At 42.8% G+C, this 22,011-nt stretch carries 9 protein-coding genes; all 9 read right to left on the minus strand.

The window, feature by feature from the left end; all coding sequences use genetic code 11:
- Positions 1-466: 466 nt before the first annotated feature.
- The 9 genes from HYD27_RS32585 to HYD27_RS01225 all read right to left on the minus strand — a co-directional run bounded on the left by HYD27_RS32585 (position 467) and on the right by HYD27_RS01225 (position 21,510).
- The gene (locus tag HYD27_RS32585) at positions 467-1,915 is read right to left on the minus strand and encodes a glycosyl hydrolase family 28 protein (protein ID WP_219210503.1); all 1,449 of its coding nucleotides are present in this window, start codon (positions 1,913-1,915) and stop codon (positions 467-469) included.
- A gap of 43 nt (positions 1,916-1,958) precedes the next feature.
- Positions 1,959-2,882: a carbohydrate ABC transporter permease gene (locus tag HYD27_RS01190; RefSeq protein WP_219210505.1), complete on the minus strand. Its 924-nt coding sequence runs from the start codon at positions 2,880-2,882 to the stop codon at positions 1,959-1,961.
- Positions 2,883-2,894: 12 nt separating this feature from the next.
- The gene (locus tag HYD27_RS01195) at positions 2,895-3,890 is read right to left on the minus strand and encodes an ABC transporter permease (RefSeq protein WP_309241997.1); all 996 of its coding nucleotides are present in this window, start codon (positions 3,888-3,890) and stop codon (positions 2,895-2,897) included.
- An 85-nt stretch (positions 3,891-3,975) separates the two neighbouring features.
- On the minus strand, positions 3,976-5,673 hold the full coding sequence (locus HYD27_RS01200) for a type 2 periplasmic-binding domain-containing protein (RefSeq protein ID WP_219210506.1): 1,698 nt from the start codon (positions 5,671-5,673) through the stop codon (positions 3,976-3,978).
- A gap of 112 nt (positions 5,674-5,785) precedes the next feature.
- Positions 5,786-7,240: a response regulator transcription factor gene (locus HYD27_RS01205; protein WP_219210507.1), complete on the minus strand. Its 1,455-nt coding sequence runs from the start codon at positions 7,238-7,240 to the stop codon at positions 5,786-5,788.
- 14 nt (positions 7,241-7,254) lie between these two features.
- Positions 7,255-8,985, minus strand: coding sequence for a cache domain-containing sensor histidine kinase (locus HYD27_RS01210; protein WP_219210508.1), 1,731 nt, complete (start codon positions 8,983-8,985; stop codon positions 7,255-7,257).
- Positions 8,986-9,667: 682 nt separating this feature from the next.
- Positions 9,668-11,743, minus strand: coding sequence for an RICIN domain-containing protein (locus HYD27_RS01215; RefSeq protein WP_219210509.1), 2,076 nt, complete (start codon positions 11,741-11,743; stop codon positions 9,668-9,670).
- Positions 11,744-12,167: 424 nt separating this feature from the next.
- Positions 12,168-19,934, minus strand: coding sequence for a LamG-like jellyroll fold domain-containing protein (locus HYD27_RS01220; RefSeq protein ID WP_219210511.1), 7,767 nt, complete (start codon positions 19,932-19,934; stop codon positions 12,168-12,170).
- Positions 19,935-20,625: 691 nt separating this feature from the next.
- A complete protein-coding gene (locus HYD27_RS01225) occupies positions 20,626-21,510 on the minus strand; it encodes an AraC family transcriptional regulator (protein ID WP_219210513.1) in 885 nt (294 codons plus the stop codon).
- Between the last annotated feature and the right edge of the window lie 501 nt (positions 21,511-22,011).

Consider the following 22,011-nt stretch of genomic DNA (forward strand, 5'->3'; position numbering starts at 1 on the left):
GTTTTAACTGTCGGCCTTTATATTTCCTATTCAAAAATTAAAAGTGAGATTATCGTAATTAATTGATTCGTTATTCGCGCTAGCATCAGCGTATCTTAAAAACAGCGCATAATTAATCTTATGCGCTGTTTCTTGATACTATATTTTTCTTATTAGTAATATGATATATCCTTATTAAAAGTGTTCAACTCCAGTCGCACGTATGCGATAAAGAAAGGATCGACCGTGCGGAGTTCCCGGAGCCGGTCCAATACATCCCCAGACACAAAGAATTAATCAGGCAGCACTTTGGCCGATTCTTTCACCAGCAGCATTAGTCGAGAAACGGCATGCCTTCAATCTGTTTTCGCATTATCAGAAATCCAAAAAGTTTCCCTTCCGTCCCTGTGCACACTAGCTTAGTTTCGGTCTGGCTTGATCAGAGGAGCACCGCTGCTATGAGTTTTGGCATTGGAGGATATACAACTTATACTTTTGATTTTTGCATTTTCACTTCAGTGACATGAGGTCCTATCAGAACATCTTGCATAAAGTCAAAATGTCTCCCATTGATAAGAACGTTATCAAATATAACTCCCTCGACTTTCCGAGTTTCATCATAGCCTTCTATATGTGATCGATTGGCACAACTGCCTGTATAACTTATATTCTTGAATAGAATTTTTCGAATCTGCTTACCAGGAGCGGGATTGTATTTCGGGTTTTGCAGCACTCTCACATTGAATAGCTCACCCAATTCAAATGGTTCAATGCGGATATTTTCGAAAGTAACATTCTGCACTGAGTTATTATCGCCTGCATTGATTGCCAGACACCCCCAATAATCTGGTTGAGGCTCATGATGCTCTAGAATATCAATTTCATTAATGATGACATTTTCAATGACATCCCCCTCCCCTTCATAACCACCGTGGGTACCGATATTCACCGGATGAGCGACATCCGCCCATAATATAGAGTTCTGGACAGAGATGTTGCGTGTATTCCCCCTAAACTCTCCGCGTGAAGCATAAATGGCAATACTATCATCGGAAGTACGTAGGAATACACCGTCAATACTCACATTGGAGCAGGCCATCATGTCAATTCCATCGCACCATCCACGGGTACTAAATGACTTTATATTTCTAATTTGTATATCTGTAGATTGCCCAAGAAGAATCGTATAATGGGGAGGATCAATCACTGTAATTCCTTCAACAGAAATATTACGGGAATAATTAATTTCAACCCCTCTATAATAGGTGGTTTTCACAAAATCCTCCATGAACAAGATTCCCCTACCCCGAATACACACTTCCTCCACCTGATTACAGATAAATCCTCCAATGATTAGCGCTCCCCCCGCTGTATATACATTAGTAAAAGAAGGAATTTCCAATCTGTCTGTATCAAAACGATGGATGCCGGAATCAAAATAAATATACTTGGAATCTCCATTCTTGGACACAGCATATAGCAAATCAATTAGCTCTGCAGTGTTATGCATCCCTGCTTTCAACCACAAGACATCAGACCGCGAAGGATCGGGGATTTCCTGCTCCACGGCATTGGCAAGAATATGCAGATTGTGAAATCGGTCCCCATTAATTTCCAAAGATAATTGCCGCGGTCCATCCAGTTGAAGCTTAATTTTGTTGCCTTCATACTCACACTTCAATCCGCAAGCAATGGGACGGATAGCAACCTCTTGGACCAATCCCTCAAGTTTTATAATCTCTAATTCCACGGGACCCGCACAGTCAAAGGTAACCATAGATGCATTTCTGACATGATGCATATCTACCTTCACGTTATAATTGAATATTGTTTGCCATTCTCCACCAATAGCTCTTACTCTTACTGAAAAATCCGGATTTCCTTTCAAACCATCAGGTGCAGAGTAGACGACTAAGTCCTTCATAGCTTCCTGCACATAGATCACCCCTCCTAAATTACCTTTATTGTACTCAGCCTGCTCAACCTTTTACTGATCCAAGCAACACGCCTTTGATGAAAAATTTCTGAGCAAATGGATAAATGATAACCATCGGAAGTGAAGATAATACCATTGCTGACAACTGAAGGGTTTTGGCAGTAACAATGCCATGGCCTTGTGCCCTGGAGTATAGCTCTGCCACAGCCGGATTGTTAGCACTTACTACGTTGGCCATCTGATTAATCGCATCCGTAGACTGGATCAGCTTCAGAATCATATATTGAAGTGTTTGGAGTTCAGAAGATTGGGTGAAATAAAGTGTCGTGCCATAATCGTTCCAAGTGGCGACAGCCGTAAAGACGGAAAGAGCAGCCAAGACCGGCTTAGATAATGGAATAACAATTCTGAAGAAAATAGTAAATTCATTTGCTCCATCAATTTTCACCGATTCATACAATGCCTCAGGAATCGCCTTGAAATTAGCATTAAGTATAATAACATTCCAAAATCCCCCGAACAGACTTGGGATAATATATACCCAGTAGCTATCATACAAACCAAGCCAGTTCATCAGCATGTAAGAAGGAATCAGCCCTCCACTAAAGTACATGCTTGTGAAACCGATAATCACATACATCTTTTTCCCCTTTAAATAAGGACGCGAGAAAGCATAAGTAAACATTGCCGTATATAATATAGAAACTATCGTTACAATAACAGTTCGCGAACCGCTAATCCAGATAGACTGAAGGATTCCCGGATCTGCCAGAATTGTTCTCCAGCTTGCCCATGTGAATTCTCTGGGCCATAAAAATATTGGACCGCTTACCAGATCGTCTCCTGTATTTAGAGAGTTAGCGACAGAAAACCAAAACGGATATATAGTAATGACCATTACAAATAACATGAAAATAACATTCGATACAGTAAACATTTTCTCTCTCCAGCTCTTACCTCCAACCATAACATTTCCTCCTTAAAACAAACCTGACTTAGTCAATTTCTTTGATAAATAGTTTGCTCCAACCAGCAGTGCAACTGCAAACACAGACTTCATCAACCCGATAGCCGTAGCAGAAGCAAACTGAAATTGTTTAAGCCCTGTAGAATAAACGAAGGTATCTATAACCTGGCTTGATGGCATGTTCAATGAGTTCTGCAAAACATAAATCTGCGTAAAGTTATTATTCAACATGCCGCTAACGGCAAAGATGATCATAATCATTAAGGTTGGCATAATGCTGGGCATGGTAATATGCCATATCCGTTTGAAACGGCCTGCTCCATCTATGGCGGCAGCCTCATATAAGGATTGGTCTATGCCAGCCATTGCAGCCAGATACAAGATCGCTCCCCAGCCCAATTCTTTCAATAAATTAGTTCCAATGGCGATGCCCCAAAAATATCTAGGATCTCCCAAAAACAGTATTGCTTCATTGATCAGTCCCAGCTTTAAGAGGATGTAATTCACGATACCACCATCTGGATTAAGCAGAGTAATGAACAATCCTCCAAAAATAACCCAGGATAAGAAATGCGGTAAGTAGGTAACCGTCTGAATCAAAGACTTAAACCTTGTATTTTTGACTTCATTAAGCAACAACGCAAATATAAGAGTAATTGGAATCCCAACCAGCGAACCCAAAAGATTGATTCCAAGCGTATTTTTTACCATAGGCCAAAATTCAAAGTGTCGGAAAACAAACTTGAAATTATCAAAGTGGTTCCACTGGCTTGTAAATATGCCTTTGACTCCCGTTATTGGATCATAAGCTTTAAATGCCATCAGCAACCCGTACATCGGAACAAAGCTGAAAATAAAAATAAGGATAACTGCAGGCCAGAGCATAACCGCAAGCTCCGTCTGAGTACGAATATCATGTCCAAGTTTAAATGGCTTTTTTCTTTTGACTCTCTTTCTACTGTTAACACTCTCTGGTGGGATACCTTGCTTTGCATTAGGATTCTCCACGATCCGACCTCCCCCAAAAAAAATTGATAGTGCCAAAAATGCATCATGCACTTTGGCACTATTCATCTCTAGAATCAAATTCTGTTTAATTAACTCCTTTTACGATAATTCCTAGTTCCTGAGACTTCTTCTGAAGCTCTGTATCCAGTGCCGCATCAAGCTGTTCGATTTTTAAATCCTTTAGCTTCGCTATGAAATCATCGTAATACTTATTAAAAGTGGCCTCATCTTTTGCCAAAATAATCTTGGCTACCTGGGCCTCCATATATTGCTGGATTTGATCCCGGATTAACTGATTTTCACTGCCGGCTGCATAGAAATCACTTGGCAAAGTTAATACAGATGCGTCGTATCTTTCAATTTCCGGCTGTCTCGCATATGCAGTCTGTGCTTCCATTTGAATCAGACCGCCAGCACCTTCCTGCTTAGTTGGTGCAGGCTGCACATGCTCAAGGAAAGCTGAATTAATGAATTGCCAGAAAATATCCACTCCGGTGCTAGATCCATTTTTCTGATCCTCTATACCCTTGTCGGTTCGCGTAATCAAACCTTTGTCGTCTTTTGTATAGTGCTCGCCTTCAATGCCGAAGTTGGTCAGAGTCAATCCTTCAGAACTTGTCATGTAGCTGAGCCATTTAGCAAGTTTTTCCGGTTCTTTTACTGTTTTGGAGATCAGTGTTTGCATCCAGCCGCGTCCTGGTTCCGACCAATAAGCAAAAACCGGCTTGGCGTCTGTAGTAGAAGAAATCACTCCAGGTGAAACCCAGAAATCAAGCTGATCAAATTTTGCATTTGTTGTGTTCCCAATAAACATAAACACGCGTTTGGACAAGATATTGGCATCAATACCCGCTCCATCGGTTGTCATTTGACCAGCATCGAAATACCCGCCTTGTGCTGCCTTAAAAAGGAACTGAACAGCTTCCTTGTTTGCATCAGACAGAAGAATGTTCCGGTATTTCCCATCCTTGTCTATGGGCATTCCCCCAAAGGATGCCTGAAGATACTGAAGTGTTTCGCCATGATAATTCTTGCCATGAATCTGAAGCGGAATAACAGCCTGGCCGTCTACCTTAAGGTTCATATCTTTAACCTTTTTGAGTGCTGCAAGCACATCCTCCTCTGTTTTCAAATCAGAGAGTTCAAGGCCTGCCTCTTTCAAAAGATTGGTGTTGACCACTATCCCCTTGTTCCAAGAATATTTGGCCATATCTGTGTAATACTCGCTTGACGGAGGGTATTGTTCTTTCGCGTCATCACTGGTAACATGACTCCCCAGCGCATACCACCCCCCATAATATTTGACCATTTGTTCTTTAAGATCTGCCGGGTAATCTTTAAGCAGATGTGAATCAGGATCATATTTTGTCAGAAACTCTTCTATATCCCACACTTTCCCTGCCTGTACAAGCTTTTTCCCCATATCCGGACCTACGGTCGTAATGACGTCTGGGAAATCTCCCGAAGATACCATCAACAAATTCAGTTTCGTATCACCGTCTTGCGCCGGGATGTTGTAGTTGAAGGTGACTCCTGTATTTTTGGTGATTTCGCCCGTAACACTGCCCGGTTCTGTGGACCACTGAGGTGGGTTCCAAAATCCTGTTGTTGCAAACCAGGTATAATCTACCGGTTCCGCAGAAGATACATTATTGTTTTGCTGGTTCGTTTCGTTACCGTTGTTCTCGTTGTTGTCAACATTATTGCTGGTATTGTTGCCACCGCATCCTGAAAGCGCAATCAAAGATGTCAGTGTAAGAATGGCAAGCATTTTAAGCTTCATACTTTTCTATTCCCCCTTATATTGTTTGGCTATTTCTCTTTTATTGTAGCCTTCCATTCATAAACCCCATATGTTTGAGTTTTGTTCTTTTGGTGTTGGGTTCATATAAAGGTTACATTTTTCTATACTTGCTAGGGGTAATCCCATAATGTTTCTTGAAAAGTTTGTTGAAATGAAAGTAATCCTTATAGCCCACTCGCTCCACAATTTCATGAATGGACAGCGAGAAATCTTGCAGCAATTCTTTTGCCAGACTCAATCTCTTATTCTGAATGTACTCCGAGTAGGTTTTTCCTGTCTCTTTCTTAATCAGTGAACTTAAATATCCAATGCTGATATTGAACTCTTTGGATAATGTGCCTAACATTATATCTTCCGTAAAGACGTGATCCACATAATTGATAATCTTCTTCACTGTATCGTTGGAGATGTGTATTTCCTCGCCAGATTGCTTAATGAAGAATTCCTTGAACCGGTCAAACAGTTGTTCGATTACAGTGTACTGACGGTAAATTTGATAATAGTTTACATACTCGATCTCATGAACGGCTTCGTTATGTCCGTAATACTTGTAAAAAAGCGAAACAATCTGATTGTAGATTATAGAGATTTGATCGATTAGCATTTGCCGCGCTTTGCACTCCTCGCATAGCTCATCCAATCTTTCCATAAACAATTGTTGCTTATGCTCCTTCATGGCTAACTCGATATGCAGGACCGCTCCCGCAAGTATGGAGTCATAATCAACTCCTTTATATTGGATCATCCGGCGTCCGGGAAGCGTAAGGGGGCTGCAAAGAGCGATATCTGATTCCTGGTAAAGCTTGGCTAAGGAAGTTGAATAAATGCCTATGCTGCTGATTCCAATTGTTTGAGCGTCGTTCAAATTCGCAGAGATGAAATCCAGTAAAGCGATCGGATGTTTTAACTCGTTGTAATTAATCAGATAGGAAACTTTATTTTGACCTGTACGAAATCGTAAATATCGGATGGAGGTGGCTATCGCTTCACCTTCATCAAAATCAGAAACCGAAGGTCCCTCATAAATACAACTGACAAAGCGATAATGAGGATGCTCGCTAATAATTCCTCTGCTTATTAAAAAATTATGGATTTTCATTGTATGGTCTGATTCGAATAGATCGAAAAGGTCATCCAAAAATAAATCTAGACTCTTTTTTTCTCTATCTGTTTTCTCCAGTTCCTCTTTTAAACGCAACAAGGTTTCGGTAAGTTTGTTTTTATCTACCTGTTTCAGTAAATAATCAAATGCACCAAAGCGAATAGCCTGTTGCGCATATTCAAATTCCGAATAACCGCTTATAAGGATAACTTTGCATAATAAATTATTTTGCCTAATTTGGTCCATAAGCTCTATACCGTCTAGGCCTGGCATGCGAATATCGGATAAAATGACATCTGGCTTTCTCTCCTTGATCAACTCCAACGCTGCTAATCCGTTGTGTGATTCCCCGATAACAGTAAACCCAAGACTTTCCCAATTCAGCAAAGCTTTGAGTCCGTAAACAACCCATGGTTCGTCATCTACAATAAATACACTGTGCATTGTCATAGCCTCCATTACATGTTCATTTCTTGCAGCGGGAAAAGAATTATGATGGTTGTGCCCGATCCGAGTTTGCTCTCTATCACCATAGTTGCCTTCTCCTCGTATAAAAGCTTAAGTCTCCAATAAATATTGGACAAGCCAATTCCGTGCCTAGTACCGCTTCCAACATATATAGAACTCTCAAATAATTCCAAACGTTCAGCCAACTTATCAAGCTCCTTTTTTTCCATACCGATTCCGTTATCATGAATCACAAATTTAATTTGATTCTCCGATAACATCACGATATGAATTCGGACAAACCCATTTTCAAGCTTTCGCTCTAATCCGTGGAACACAGCATTTTCCACAATCGGCTGTAGCAGCATTTTGGCTGTTTTTAATTTCAGTAAATCTTTATCAACATCAATGATGATTTTTATTTTCCCCATAAACCTGAACTGTATAATTTTCGCATATTCTTCAACATGAGAAATTTCTTCCTGAATCGTAACGAAATCACTTCCCTTAACCGAGTATCTAAACATATTGGATAAAGAAGAAGAAATCTCGGCAATATCTTGGACCTGATAATAAAATGCCATCGCACGCACACATTCCAGGGTATTGTACAAAAAATGTGGATTAATCTGATTACGGTATGCTAAAATTTCCATTTGTTTCTTAGCGATTTCAATGTCATACATTCGTTTTTGTGATACCTGAACCTCATGGCTAAGGCTGTCTATTTCATCGAGCATTTTATTTAAGCTGAAGGCAAGGACGCCAATTTCATTATGATAAGTTACAATAATTCGACTTTCGCGGCCGATTCTCGGATAAGATTTCATAAAATCTATCAGTGTCTTTACCGGTTTTAAGATACGGGTAAAAAATGTGATAAGAAAAAGAGAGAGTACTCCTAACAAAACCATGTAAGTCGCAATATTCAGCTTTTGAATTATATCTAATTCATGCAAGAGTTCTTTTTTCGGTATGATACTGATCAATTCCCAACCGGTATCGGCCAATATGCTCGAATGCACAATATACCGTTTGTCTTCTTTCCATTTCTCCAGTTGAAATTGACTATAATGAAGAGTCTTTCCTTTATTTGCCATGAATGTTTTATGCCGATCCAGCAGCAAGAGCTGTGAATTTTCTGTTATTTTTGCGTTCTTTAATATCGCTACTAAGTTACGGACATCCATAATAAATATGCATGTTCCTTTATAATCTTTTGCTGGCGTGTTCTCTAAATTAAAGATTGGAACAACAATGGAGTAATATTGAATAGTTTGTTTTGTATCCGGGTCCGTTAGCAAACCAGAATATTCAATATTTGACGGTGGAAACTTAATCGATTCGCGTGGTCCTACCCCAACATTGACTACCAACTTCCCCGATTTGTCATACAATTGGATACCTTTAATATTCTCCTTCAATGAAAACGTATTAGAGAAGACTGACAGGACTTCATCATTCCTTAATATTTGGGACAAAATATCCTCAGAATCCAAATAAGCTTGTACAGTTGGACTGTAAAGTGTTGAAACAGAAATTTTTTCCATATCGTCATAAAAGCTCTCCATCTTTTCTTCAACTTGGTACAAAATTTTCCCAGCAGACTCAGAAACCTTATTCTCTACAATGCCTTTGGCAATGGTGTTTGAGATAATAAATGAAATGAGAAGAATGACAAGCATCATTAGAATCAGGTATAGGAATTGCTTCGTAAGGCTGGTTCTGCGAAAGTGTCCCAAACACAACGCCTCCTCTTCATTCTATTACTTCAGCAATAACGGAAATCAATAGTAACGCAACAAGGCGAGCAAGCGCCATTAGCGAAGAAGCTGTTTATTTCAACATGATATCGATGAAGGTGATCATCGCCGGATTCTTAGCTTGTATGTGGTGACCAGATAGGTGCACATCATTGGCGTAAGGTCCTGAAGACCTCTATGATGGTGCCGAGGAAGTTTTGCTGGATCTGTTTGATGGACTACAAGAACTCGATGCAGCATTTCGCGAAACTTATCCAAATATTCGGATTCTGAAGTCCCTGATTTGGCCCGAGTTACTTTGACACAGTGAAAGCCAAATGGGAATTAACTCTCCCCCAAAGGTTGGCTATCAGAATAATATGACAGACTGCATCCTCCATTATATTAACTACTAGGAAGATACAGTCTATTGAGGTTGCTTATCTGGTTTTTCCTTGAAATTCCAAGCCTATCGAGGGTACTGATCATTACCCTTCAATTTAAATCTCCATGCGACTGCAATCGCTCCTCAGCACATCGCTGCTATATGTATTTCGTTCCCGGAATATTTTGAATCACATCAACGTCATAATGTTCGAACAAATAGCTTCTGAAAAAATTCAAAGACTGACATTCAGGTATACCTACTGTCACGCCTTAAGTTATCCAAGACATTTACGCCTTACGGAGTGACTTCAGTAAACGTCGCGTCGGCGTTAAAAGACAATCCCGATGCGGCCTGAGCATACATTAGATAATTAGAGTGACGCAAATATTTAGTTGAGTCCGCCCACATTTGATAGGAGGACAGTTTAGGATCAGCTAGGCCGGGCACACGGCGGAAGGTCGCATCATTAAAAAAAGTTGTTGTACCATCGTTCTGATCCAGCCATACCTCTCCGTTGGAACGGACACGCAAGAAATACCCAGGGATGTTGATGGACTCGAATGATGCTCCGTTTGTATCCATCAATCCGGTAACTATCTTGAACTCTGAGTCTTGAGCAGGGTTGATATTGGTATTGATCTGAACACGATAATTTTTATGGCGGAGATAACGGTCCGGATAATTGAAGGATTGAAGTCGGGCATTCACGGATAAGGGGTCGATCCTCCACTGTTGGTTACTGCCAAGCACATACCGCCATTGCAGAATTTGCGCTCCTTCTGCGGTAGAGGCTCCCGCCACATCAGCCGGTTTATTCGAATGCACTGGGGTAATTCTATAATAACCCTCTCCTGTAGGAATAAAGGCGAATTTCTGATTGTCCTCCCCGGTACTGTTTGACAATTGAAATTGAGCCCCATGTTCCAAAGAACCGCTTGCTACCTCCAATGAGAGTCCGCTTTGCACATTTTTGATACTGTATTGACCGCCTCCAAGATGAGATACTGTCCACATCTGATTAGTTCCACCTGTATATGTCGATTTCTTTACCGGTGCACCACTTGATGAGCCAGTCGCTTCCATCGCCTTGCTGTCTAAACGTAAAATGAAACGGTATATGCCATCAGCGATATTACCAGCAGGAAGAATTGCTGTTCCACCGCTGCTAGCTGGTCGGGTATAGAGAAGCGTTCCAAAACCGAGTTGGTCAAATGATGAAGGATATTGTGTATTTGGCCCCCCCTCAGGTCTCAACAGGTTGGCACGAGCAGCAATATTGGGCACCGACATGCCCTTCCGCTGTGCATAGTGATTGTAAATCATTTCCCAAATCGGACGAAGTTCATTACGGCTGCCTTCTGAAATTGCGGTTTGCGTTTGAACGGCCCCATTAGTCCCGTTCCCCCATTCGTAAGTCGCAAATGGTACTTCATTTCCATTGTTATATTTGGCTACGTATTCGGCAGCCTTCAGAAAGCGGTTGTTCGCCCATCCGTATAAATCTAAGCCTTGATTCCACGCCATTTCATTAATCGTTGCCATTATTCCGATTCCTAGTTGCGTATGTGCCTGGTCACGCCCGGATTCTTGCCATTGGGCAAGTCCACCTGTATGCAAAAATGGAATGGCATTGTAGATAGAACCATTTCCGGCGCCATTCTTAAAATACTCAATTCCAATATCGTAAATATCCCGGCGATCGCAGAAAATACCAATCGCAACCGTCGCTGCCATATTGCTCAGATCCCAGTTTGCCCAGTAGTTTTGAATATAAGCGCCGTTATGATCCCCGCCGTATTCATTTCCGATCAGAAAGCGCTCGTTTAGGGGCTTGTAAAATACATTCAACAACATATTTTGCATCTGAGCTACATCAAAACCCGGATAACCCCGCATAATCTCGGCCGCATTAGCCATCTCATATCCGTATAATCCTGAAGCCAGATAACGATCAGCACTACCGGTAAGGGTAGTAAGTGTGGAAGACCATGCATTTAGAATATCGCGTGCAGTATCTCCGTTTGCCGTGTTGCCGCTAATTTTCCATCGCAGGGCATTCTGGTAAGCACGTGCAATGTCATTGAATAATAAAGCCACGTTATCCCCTGTGCCGCCGCGACTAATTGTAGCAGTCGCACGAGGGGTCCAACCGGCTTGTGAAAGCGGACTATTGACTAACTGATTCCAGCCATCCAAATACGGCTGCGTCCCCGTGTTTACCATCTCCTTCATACGTTCGAAATCCGCTTGTGTGTGCAGCATGCCAGGATGAACAAAGGCTTCTGCCGCTTTCACCTTCCCTTCAAAAAAAAGCCCAAATATACTCAGACACAGACTAATAGCAAATGAAATTGTCAACGTTTTTCTCATCTTAGCTCATCTCCTTTAAATGAATTACGCAATCCATGAAACTTTAATTGTTAAATTCAGCTTCATTATGGTTGTCTAATTTTCGTGCGAATCAGTGTGGAGCCTCCGATGCCCATTGACACCACATGAATTCAAAGTAGATTAATAGTCTTTACTGGAAAGGTCAGCTTTTAATTTTCATTTATCCTACCTTTCATGACGAATCAACTATGAAGACTACAGTTCATTCTTTATACCAAGAAGAAACGGTTTTACCGTCCTCTGAAAGAGGTGGTTTCCGTTTCTCCAAAAATAGAAGGTTAATTTATATCGTGAAGCATATAAATTCTTATATTTTCAGAATAAACTGTGTCTTTTTGATACATGTGCTTGTTTTAACACGAGAGGCTAATTTTCAGTGGCCCCTTTTGCACGGGGCCCCCTCTTAATTCAAATCCAGCATACGGGCAATCAGCACTGCGGCTTCCGCCCGGGTCGTTAGTGGCGACTTTAGTCCGAAGCTACCGGTGCCTAAGCCTTCGATAAAGCCGGCTTCATTTAAAGCCTTCACTGCTGCCGCAGCATAATCAGCTATTTCAGAAGAATCCTGGAAAGGGATGGCGCTATCTTCCTTTAGCAGTTCAATTCCCGCCGCTTTCAGGATTCGGACGGTCATAACAGCCATCTCTTCCCGGGTAATTCCTTGATCCAAGCCAAAGTCACCGTTTTCATACCCCGTAACAATCTTCATGGCTTGTGCCGTTGCCACCGTATCGGAGTACCACTGGCCCTTCTTCACATCAGTAAAGGTTGCAATATAGCCAGTTCTCACCAAATCGTATGCTTCCATCATAATCTTTAGGAATTCGGCGCGGGTAATGATACGCTCAGGAGCATACCGACCATTGCCCACCCCCTTCACGATTTGACGAACTGCTAGTGCGTTTACGCTGTTTTGCGCCCAGGAGTAGGAGTTCATATCTGTGAACTCCACCGGATTGGATACAACCGCATACCTGCTGAAATGTTTAGCATAGAACACGAGTGCCTCCATTTTGCTGTCATACTTGGAGTTGCGCATGATTTCCAAATCGCCCTGATCATTGATGTAAACCACCACGAGACTATTGATTTGTTCACCGGCTTTAGGTACATAAGGAATGTGGACCTCCACCGATTTGTCTCCATTAAAGGCTCCGACGGTATTACCATCCACAGAAAGGCTGAATTCGTACACATTTTCACCTTTAAGTATGTCCGATAAGGCCTCGGACGTGTTCACGACCCCAATTGTTAATGACAGGATTCCTTGTTCAGGAAGTCCGGTGAAGGCATCAATAGAAATGGTGAATGATGCTAGATTGGAGTAGATAACAATTGACTTGATGCCCTCTTCTCTAGCCTTAATCCATGTCTCTACCGGAAGCTCAAGCAAGATAGAAGAAATCTGTTCCTTTGACTTTAAATCAATAAGTAGGGTCTGGTTCTTGCTCTGTAGAGCATTGACAATCGCTTTGTTCAAGCTCTCTGCGCTCAAAGCCGCCTGTGCCGTACCATCTTTCACAGCCATACTCACCTGAATCCGGTTCTCTATTACAACGGCTTCCTCCGTGCTTGTGAGAGACACGGGGACGCCACTCGTATAACCACCATCTATTTGCACAGCTTGGGTCTTGATAGTGTATTTTTCGCTTGCCGCATCATTTCCCGCCGCGTCAAAGGCAATTACCTGGAACGTATAAGAGGTGTTGGCGGCAAGCCCATCAAGGCTGTAGCTGTACGTATCCCCCATTACCGTGCCTACCTTGATCCCCCCTTGTATTACATCGTAGCGGATGATCCCCACATTGTCCGCAGATGCCGACCATCCAAGTATCAAGGAACTTGTGGTAATTGAAGACGCTGTCAAACCGGTCGGAGCAGTCGGCGGATCTTGATCCAGGGCCGGCAGCGTCTTTGCCGTATACTCTGTGCTTGGCATTCTGTTCCACGCTTTGTCAAAAGCCACAACCTTAAAGGTGTATAAAGTATCCGGCACCAGATCTGTGAAGCTGTACTCATACGTATCGCCAGTCACTGTTCCCGCCAATTTTCCGTTCAATAGAACATCATACCCCGTCACTGCCACATTATCTGTTGATGCGCTCCATCCAAGTACCAAGGAATGGTCTGTGATGTCTGATGCATGAAGATTTGTCGGCGGCAGCGGTGCATCCGGGTCTAGCACTGTAACAAAAGCGATAGCCGGAAGCGGTGTATCGTACACGGTCCCTGTCACACTGAAACTGCCTGGAGCACTATACAGTACCGGGTCGATCGTATTCCAGACAACAGAAACCGGTACCACCGCCTCCGTGTCATAAACGGCGTTAACTACTGTAGGCAATACAGGAGGAACACCCACTTCTGTCGCGACTTCTACTGTATCCAGTGCTACAATAAGCGGTATATAGCCCAGCTTATCCACGGCTTGTTTTATTCTCATAGAGGCATCATTGATTTGCTGTTGTGTACTATCTACGGAACCCAAGAGTTGTTGCGCTGTGGCAATGGCAACTTGAAGAGGCACACGGCTATCTTCCGTATAACGCTCCAGATCAAGCTTTACTGCGTTCGCCAGAAGCATCTCCAGCAAGGAATCGTCCCGCCATTTCACATTTCCATTGTACAGCTCGCCAATTTCTTGAGCACTCAATGCCCGGTTGTATATAACAAATTCGTCAATCTTTCCGTTAAACAATGGATCTGCGGCAAATTGACTCTTTCCGATGTAGTTGACGCTGGGTTTGAAATCACTCGGTTTGATTGTGATAGCAGCCGACGCTTTCTCAATGCCATTTACATACAGTTTCGAGGTTCCTCCACCAAGCGTTACCGCAACATGTACCCATTGATTGAGAGGCAACTGATCGGTATCAATTACTTGTTCCGAACCACCGTTTTTAATGGCAAACCGCAATGTGTTATTGTTCGACCTTGGTGTGAGGAACATATATTGAGAGCTGCTGTTTCCAAAGTCGAATATGCGCTGCCACTGGCTGTTTGCGCCCCAATACACCCATGTAGTCACTGTCATTTCATTATAATCAGCCAACACATGCCCCGCAGGCAGCTGGACATATTGATTGGAGCCGTTAAATTGAATGGCCTGGCTGTAGTCAGCATTTCCTGCCGTGTAATCCGGAGAGCCAAAGGCCGTTCCGGCAGTTGTGCCGAAGGTATTATCTGGATTTCCTTCGAACGAATAAAGTGATAGAGGCTTGTGAACAAGCAAGCCTTCGGCCTGTTGCAGTTCGGCAATAAGCTGCTGCTTATTCGCTCCAGGCTTGCCGATTTCTGCTGCGATTCGTTCAAATTCTTTGTGGTACAAGTCATAGCTGCCCTGGGTATAGTCTGCGGAAGGGGATAAATAAAACCCTACATTTAGAATCAGTGTCTGGCTGACGGAAAACTTGCCATTACTGACCGTAAAGATTACCGCATTGCTTCCGTAATCCGTTTGCGTCGGCGTCCATGTAAATGTGCCGGTAGCTGCATTAAACATTGCTCCCGCAGGCAAATGAGTAGCTTGATAAACCAACGGCAAGCCAGTCGGATCGGAAACCTTTACTTGATAAGAAAACGGCTTTCTTGCGGTCAGTTCCATAGCTGTGTCCGGTGCAATCTGCGGTAATCCTTTAACCGTAATTTTGATATTCTGCGAAGTTGACAAGCCATTGGCCAAGGCGTTGAAGGTCACACTGTAAACGCCGCCCTGCTCTTTGGATGGCGTCCAAGAAAACTCGCCGGTTGATGAATCCAAGAAAGCTCCGGCAGGAAGATTGTCAGCCGAATAAGTGACGTCCGTCACACTTTTTAATGTTCGAAGCGTAAAACTCAGGGTGAATTCTGCGTCCACGGACTTATCACCAATAGGGGTTAGCACCGGAGCACCCGGCGAATATTCGAGATTTCTTTGCGCCGACAGCAGTTGAGAAGTCACATTGTCGACCTGCTCCTGGGTGGTTCCGTTGCTGTCATTCAGCGCAATGGCACTCTTAAGGGCTAGACCAAATGCCTGAGTGCTTTCCTTCGTATATAGTTCCAGGTTCATCCCTTCGGCCTGATCAACCAAATAAGTCAGCAGCGTCTTGTCAATTATTTTCTCGTTGAACTCTAGCTCTGCCACATTGGCATACCCGTTCGGAGAATTATACCGCAGATAGCGGAAAGGCGTATTATTGGTTATGGCTACTGTGTACCATTGTCTAGCGGTGACGTCGGTGATGGTGTAGAGATCTGTGTAGACCTGGCCGTCATTAGATCCTTGCAGGACCGCCCCGTTGACTCGACCGTAATTCCCATCATTTCTCGGATAGAATCTTAAGCCTTCTAACAACTTTTCGTTGCCCATGCCCAAATCCACAACGATCCAAGCATTGGCTTGACTCGCATCTGTATAGGTCCCTGTATTACCATCGAAGGCCCGCCAGCCATTGGCTGCTTTGGACACATTGCTGTTTCCAAAGAGAGTCGTAGAAGCCTCCACCATACTTTCGGAAATCGTTAGTTTTGAAGGAAGCGCTGCAGTGGACACAAGCAGCTTTTCCTCCTCAAACAATTCGTTAATCAAAGCAAGCTTGTCTGCTCCTGGCTGTTTAATTGCTTCCAGAATGCGGTCAGCCTCCATTTTGTATAGATGGTAACTGAGCCTGGTATATCCTTCCGGCTGCAGCATCTTCGAAATGATCGCATCAGCCAAAATATCATATTCACCGTACAGCTCCACTTCCGCTACGTTCCCGTACCAAGAAGCGCTGTTAAAGATTCTTAAGTAGCGGTACGCATTTTTATCTTTGAATTGCTCGCCATTAATGTATGTCCAAGTATTATCCGCAGCCCCCGACACTGCCGGTGTCAGATCTGTCCAGTTCAAATTGTCATTGGAGCCCTGCACGATAACTCCGTTCATTCTCCCTGCCTGCCCACTTCTAGGCATTAGCATAACGTCGCTCAGTTTAACAGATGCCCCTACTCCCAGGTCTATCGTATAATAAGAGCCGGGACCGGTGACAAGATCGCCGTAAGTAGTTGTGTTGCCGTCAAACAACAAATAACCGACCTTTTCCTTAGGCAAGCCATTGCTGCCGTACTGAGCTGCGGAAGCGATTACTGAAGCTAATTTAGAAACATCTAATTTTTTCTCATTATTTACATAATATAACTTAGAGTTATCTGTAGAGAAGATGACCGGATCCGCAGACACCCCTTCTGTCGTCTTATATTGAAGATCAAACTTGATATTACCTGTTGGTGTAAAAGGAGTCATGGTCGCCAATGCTGTCCAATTTATCTGGTCTGCTGAAAAAATCGTTGCCTGCTGTCCTTGGATGGTGACCTGCACATCCTGAATTGGTTCTGTTGACTGGAATGACAATTTAACAACGTTGCCTGTAACCACTCGATTCGCTATGCTTTGATCCGAACCTATAGATACTGACGAAAGCTTGTTTATGCTTTCATGTCGCTCTCCAAAAATTCTGAATTCGGACAATTCTAGCATCGGGTTGCCTGCTGGAAACAAATCATACGCCGGCTCAATCATTTGTATCTTCAGAAATCGGTATTGTTCCTCTTGGAGATCATCCTTTACCTTAAGTGTCTGCATGTCGCCCATAACCGTTGTCAGTCCGGGTGTTAGCTGGATCCAATTTTCTCTATCATTGGATCCGAACACGGTAGTGCCGCCGATACGTTCGGAGAAAGCAGTTCTTACCTGAAGTCCGAAGGCATTTGCTGACACTTTGAAACTTGGCCCAAAATCCATGTAATAACTCAGGTCCTGAGCCAGGTAATATCCTGCAAAACTGTCTGGATTATTATCAAGAAGAGGCTGTAATTGAGTTCCAAAAGTAGAACTAACCAGTATGTTACCAAAATCCATGCTGCCGTCGCTCAACAGAGGCGTCAACTTCTGGAGACTTGCAATCAGAGTTTTCAAATCCATTAATTTCAGGATAAAGACATCATCTGATGCACTAGAGATCAGATTCATAACATCAGCATACATTTGCTTATATTTCTCAAGGCTTGAAGAAACATAGGCATCATCAGGTTCCATTTCTGCAATTATTGTGTTTACTGCTGATTGCCTGTCTAGGTCAACGGTAACTTGAATACTCTTCGATGTCATGGTGGTTCCGTCCGACGCCCATACTATAAAGGAATAAGCTCCGGCTTTTGTCGGCTTCCACGAAAATGCTCCAGTACTCTCATTGAATACAGCACCCTCCGGCTTATTTTCGATCTGATAAGTGATTTCTTCGGCTGTATTTATATCTGTTGCTGAAAAATCACAACTGATCGTAGAAGTTGATTCCGTATAGGTTAATAATTGCAAATCTTTATTCCCCGCAGTAAATACCGGAGGGGTCAGCAGCGTATCCGCTTGTAAATTAATATGGTCAATATCAACGCTAGTGTCGGTTCCATAAACCGTAAAATATGCAAAATCACCAAAACTTTGTATATCATTCATAGTATAAGTTACATATCTCCACTGCCCTTTCGTGTCAGGCAATCTCAGCGTATCGTTAATACTAAAGCTGATAACCATCTTGGCTGTGCCGTTAGTTCGAATCCTGAATCCGATGGTTTTTTGGCCTGTGCTCGAAGAAACAATTGCAATTTTGCTTCCCAATTCCGTTGCAGCTATCCTGATGAAAGAGGTATCCCCCTCTTGTAGTGTCGCTGAATTACCGTCTAACTGGGTATAGCGGTCTTCAATTTCTATAAAATTGGAATCTAGCATAGGTTTCGGAAGCGTTTGGATACCCTCGGACTCTGCTTCTTTCGGAATATACAGCCAGTAATCCGCTCCTCCATCAGGAGATTCCCAATAAAAGGTTGTTCTCTTGGTAAACATCTCCGTGAAATATGGGGCTTCTTCCTCCATATTTACTCCAGCAGTATATTTATAATAATAGTAAAGATCATAAACATTCCCACCAATTCTTCCTTTATAAGCATCTGATATTTTTTCATAGATTGCGGTAGGATTTCCATTCGCATCAGTATGGGATGCAACAGGAACCCACGGAGTATCATAACCTAACATGTACTGGGCAAAAAAATTAGCGGCTTTTAGGATGCGGTTATCCAGAAATTCATATGGGCCAACAGCATTCGAGGCATTCGATACCGTGCCCTCCACTGGATCCACTTTGGTACCTTGAGCAAGTAATAAACGCGATAAAATTTCCGCATTGGTTATATCGCCAGCACCATGTGCCTGGTCCCGACCCATTTCCACATGCTGAACCACCTGGGGATCTATCATCTCGCCTGTTAAGTCATTTTGAGTCACCAACCGGAACAAACGTTTGATAGAACCGTTTTGCCCCTGATCAACTGCGGTTTTATTCACAGTAAACCATTCGACTCCTTCATTATATCTTGCACGATCATTTGAAAAAATGTAGCCCGATACGGCCCCAAGCAGCGGATACGTATGTTGGTTCATGAACTTGTCATTGAAATGAAGAAATGTTTCGGTCATTGGATTAATAAGATTTTTCGTGAATTTGCTTGTGTCCTCGTTCGTCCATGCCCACTTCGTATCCGCTTTTGCCGAGCTTGAATATCGCAAAATTTCCGCAGCAGTCACCATACGGTTCAGTGGAATGCCCATATGAATATGTGAATCTGTAAAATACGTATATTGGCTCGGATCCATCTGCTCCCACAGTCTGATGATTCTCATGGCATTCGAATGATAGGCTTCATCACCGGTTATATAATACATAATAGCTTGTGTATACGCTCTCAAACCGTCCACCACAAAAGCCGCCTTACTGTTGACTGCACGCGTTTTCGGATTATCCGTGCCATCAGCATTAGAACTGTCGAAAATGTTTGAAGCGAACGTTTTGGAAGCGTAAGAGGACTTAGCCATTGCCACATAATAACTGTACCAAGGATCTTTATTGGCAATAACCTGTCCCCGCATATTATCCAGAATTGACTTGGTCAATCCCACACCTGGGTGGGTAAATCCTTCATCAGATATAACTTCAGTAATGGTCACAATGTCAGATGCCGCTGGTACTGTGTCATCTGCAGACGCTTTTGGCCAAACATTTAAAGGAGCAGCACCGAGCGCGAAAACCAAGAGTAAACATATTGTTTTCCTTATACCAGAAAAACGTTTCGAAAATCCTTTTTCGTCTTTCATATTGAACCTCCTAACTATTTGAGTATCACACTGCGAGAAATTCATTGAGTTTAATGCCCTTCTAAACTGTCAATTAATTGGACCGCTATAGTGATGATTTTAATCTGAACACCATCACATCTCATCATAACTTGCTATTAGTGAGAAGTATTATCCAATTATCCATTGAAAGGTTCTTGCCTCGAATACACCGTTTTCAAGGGTGTGTGAAAATAGTTATTCTACGCTATCCTGATTTGGAGATCCATATGACAGACCAAGCCCTCCTGCCGGTAATATTAAGGAGGGCTTAACAGCGAAATTAGGAATTAATTGTTTGCAACTCGGCGTGCTTGATATAATTGGCGCTATTGTGGAATTTGCAAGCGCATTCAAGTTCTTCCAGCGTCTTGGCTCCATGATAATCGTCGTCAAGAAATAGAAGAAGATATCTTCTCTTATTACCGTTTTCATTTTTTGTAATAATTCACTCTCCTTAAATGGTCCAATGTTTCACCTCCCTTTGGCCCTTTATCCATCCGCTAATTTGTACAGAGTAACTATACCTGCAATTCTAATAACATAATGACAAAACGATATGAGGAAATGTTCATTTATTGGCATGATCTTACCAACTTGAAACGGCTTCCCCATCTTTAATAAGGACAGTACCGAGAGAATCTCCTACTCAACGGGGCTTTCCTCTGAACCTTTATTTTTTATTTGAATGGATAAATTCTGTTCGATATTTCAGCGGTGTTATACCAACTTCCTGCTTAAACACTTTGGCAAAGTAGGAAGCATTGGGGATACCCACCCCGCCAGCAATCCATTCGATTGATTTCGATGTAGTCTCCAGCAGTCGGCAAGCCTGCCTTAAACGTTTGGCCGTGATATATTCCTTCAGCGTGCTGCCTGTCTCCTCATGAAAAAGCTTCGATAAGTAGAACTTTGATAGATGCAAGTCATTAGCTAGGTCTTCCAATCGGAAACTTTTTTGATAATACTCATCGATCCACTGCATCGCCTCTTGCGCATAACCTGCACATCTTCGCTCCTTAGTGTTAGAGGTTCGCTTTTGCTCCGCAGGTGTACTACGTATAATAGTGTCCAGGATGCGCAGAATCAGCATGGCGATCTCCTCCGTGTCCTCGCCCTTTCCTTCTGTTCTTGCCAAGTCGTAGTCGCTAAAATCGCATTCAATTCTCCCGCTGTAGGCCATAAGATCAAAAGCCTGCACCGAATTCTGCCCGCGCCATAATACCGTATACAGTTCATATCTCTTTGCAAACGGCCGAAGCAGCTCATCGATAAGCATCAGATCAAAGTGGCAAATCGTTCGCGTGTAAGGTTGCTCTTGACTTACATTCGCATAAACATAATGCAGCTGATACGGCTGAAGAAAAAAGAGCATCCCCTTACGAATCTGGAACGTATCTCCATTGACGACAACACGCCCTTCGCCTTCATGAACATACAGTACTTCGCAACATTGATGCCAATGATAATGGCCTTTGTAGTTGTCCGTATTGTGTAAACGATAGTCCCAGAACAGCTTGGAACCACTGAAAACGACAGCCTCAAACATATGCTTCATAACTATTCCTCCTGGGAACGTTCTACAACTATCTCCTTCTACTCTACGTCTCTCCAGAAGTGCAAGCTCTATATTTCGAATGCGACATTAATAATAGCCACATATATTCGAAATCATAATGCATTCTGTAGAAGTCCGCGAGGCACTGATCCAATTTCTTGGAATTCTCGGCAATAGTTTATATTTCGCATTAACAATCTCATGGTACATGTACCACATCATACCGCTTAATGGTTTGAATGGTCATCAAATGTTCCATCAAAGAATTGTGTACGAAATTAATGCTTCATTCGCATGATACTCGTTCCCGCCATAATCGCGGTCTTCGTGAAAAAGCCTGGCATCTTCCAAAATGGCTAAGCATCTGCTTCCGAACCTGGATATCGAGGGTGACAAAGCACCATGCCGAGAGTGAAGATAAAAAATTAAAATGGACGGTATAACACCCGTCCACCTAAATCCTTAAAGAGCAGAAGCTGTTAACAATGTCTGCCGAATCTG

The organism is Paenibacillus sp. S150 (genome assembly GCF_019352175.1).
In the GTDB taxonomy this organism is placed as follows: domain Bacteria; phylum Bacillota; class Bacilli; order Paenibacillales; family Paenibacillaceae; genus Paenibacillus_AQ.

What these genes read in the sequence shown, in the direction of transcription:
- HYD27_RS01220 (WP_219210511.1), bottom strand. Translation starts at nt 19,934, where the DNA reads ATGAAAGACGAAAAAGGATTTTCGAAACGTTTTTCTGGTATAAGGAAA.
- HYD27_RS01190 (WP_219210505.1), bottom strand. Translation starts at nt 2,882, where the DNA reads ATGGTTGGAGGTAAGAGCTGGAGAGAGAAAATGTTTACTGTATCGAAT.
- HYD27_RS01200 (WP_219210506.1), bottom strand. Translation starts at nt 5,673, where the DNA reads ATGAAGCTTAAAATGCTTGCCATTCTTACACTGACATCTTTGATTGCG.
- HYD27_RS01225 (WP_219210513.1), bottom strand. Translation starts at nt 21,510, where the DNA reads ATGAAGCATATGTTTGAGGCTGTCGTTTTCAGTGGTTCCAAGCTGTTC.
- HYD27_RS01205 (WP_219210507.1), bottom strand. Translation starts at nt 7,240, where the DNA reads ATGCACAGTGTATTTATTGTAGATGACGAACCATGGGTTGTTTACGGA.
- HYD27_RS01215 (WP_219210509.1), bottom strand. Translation starts at nt 11,743, where the DNA reads ATGAGAAAAACGTTGACAATTTCATTTGCTATTAGTCTGTGTCTGAGT.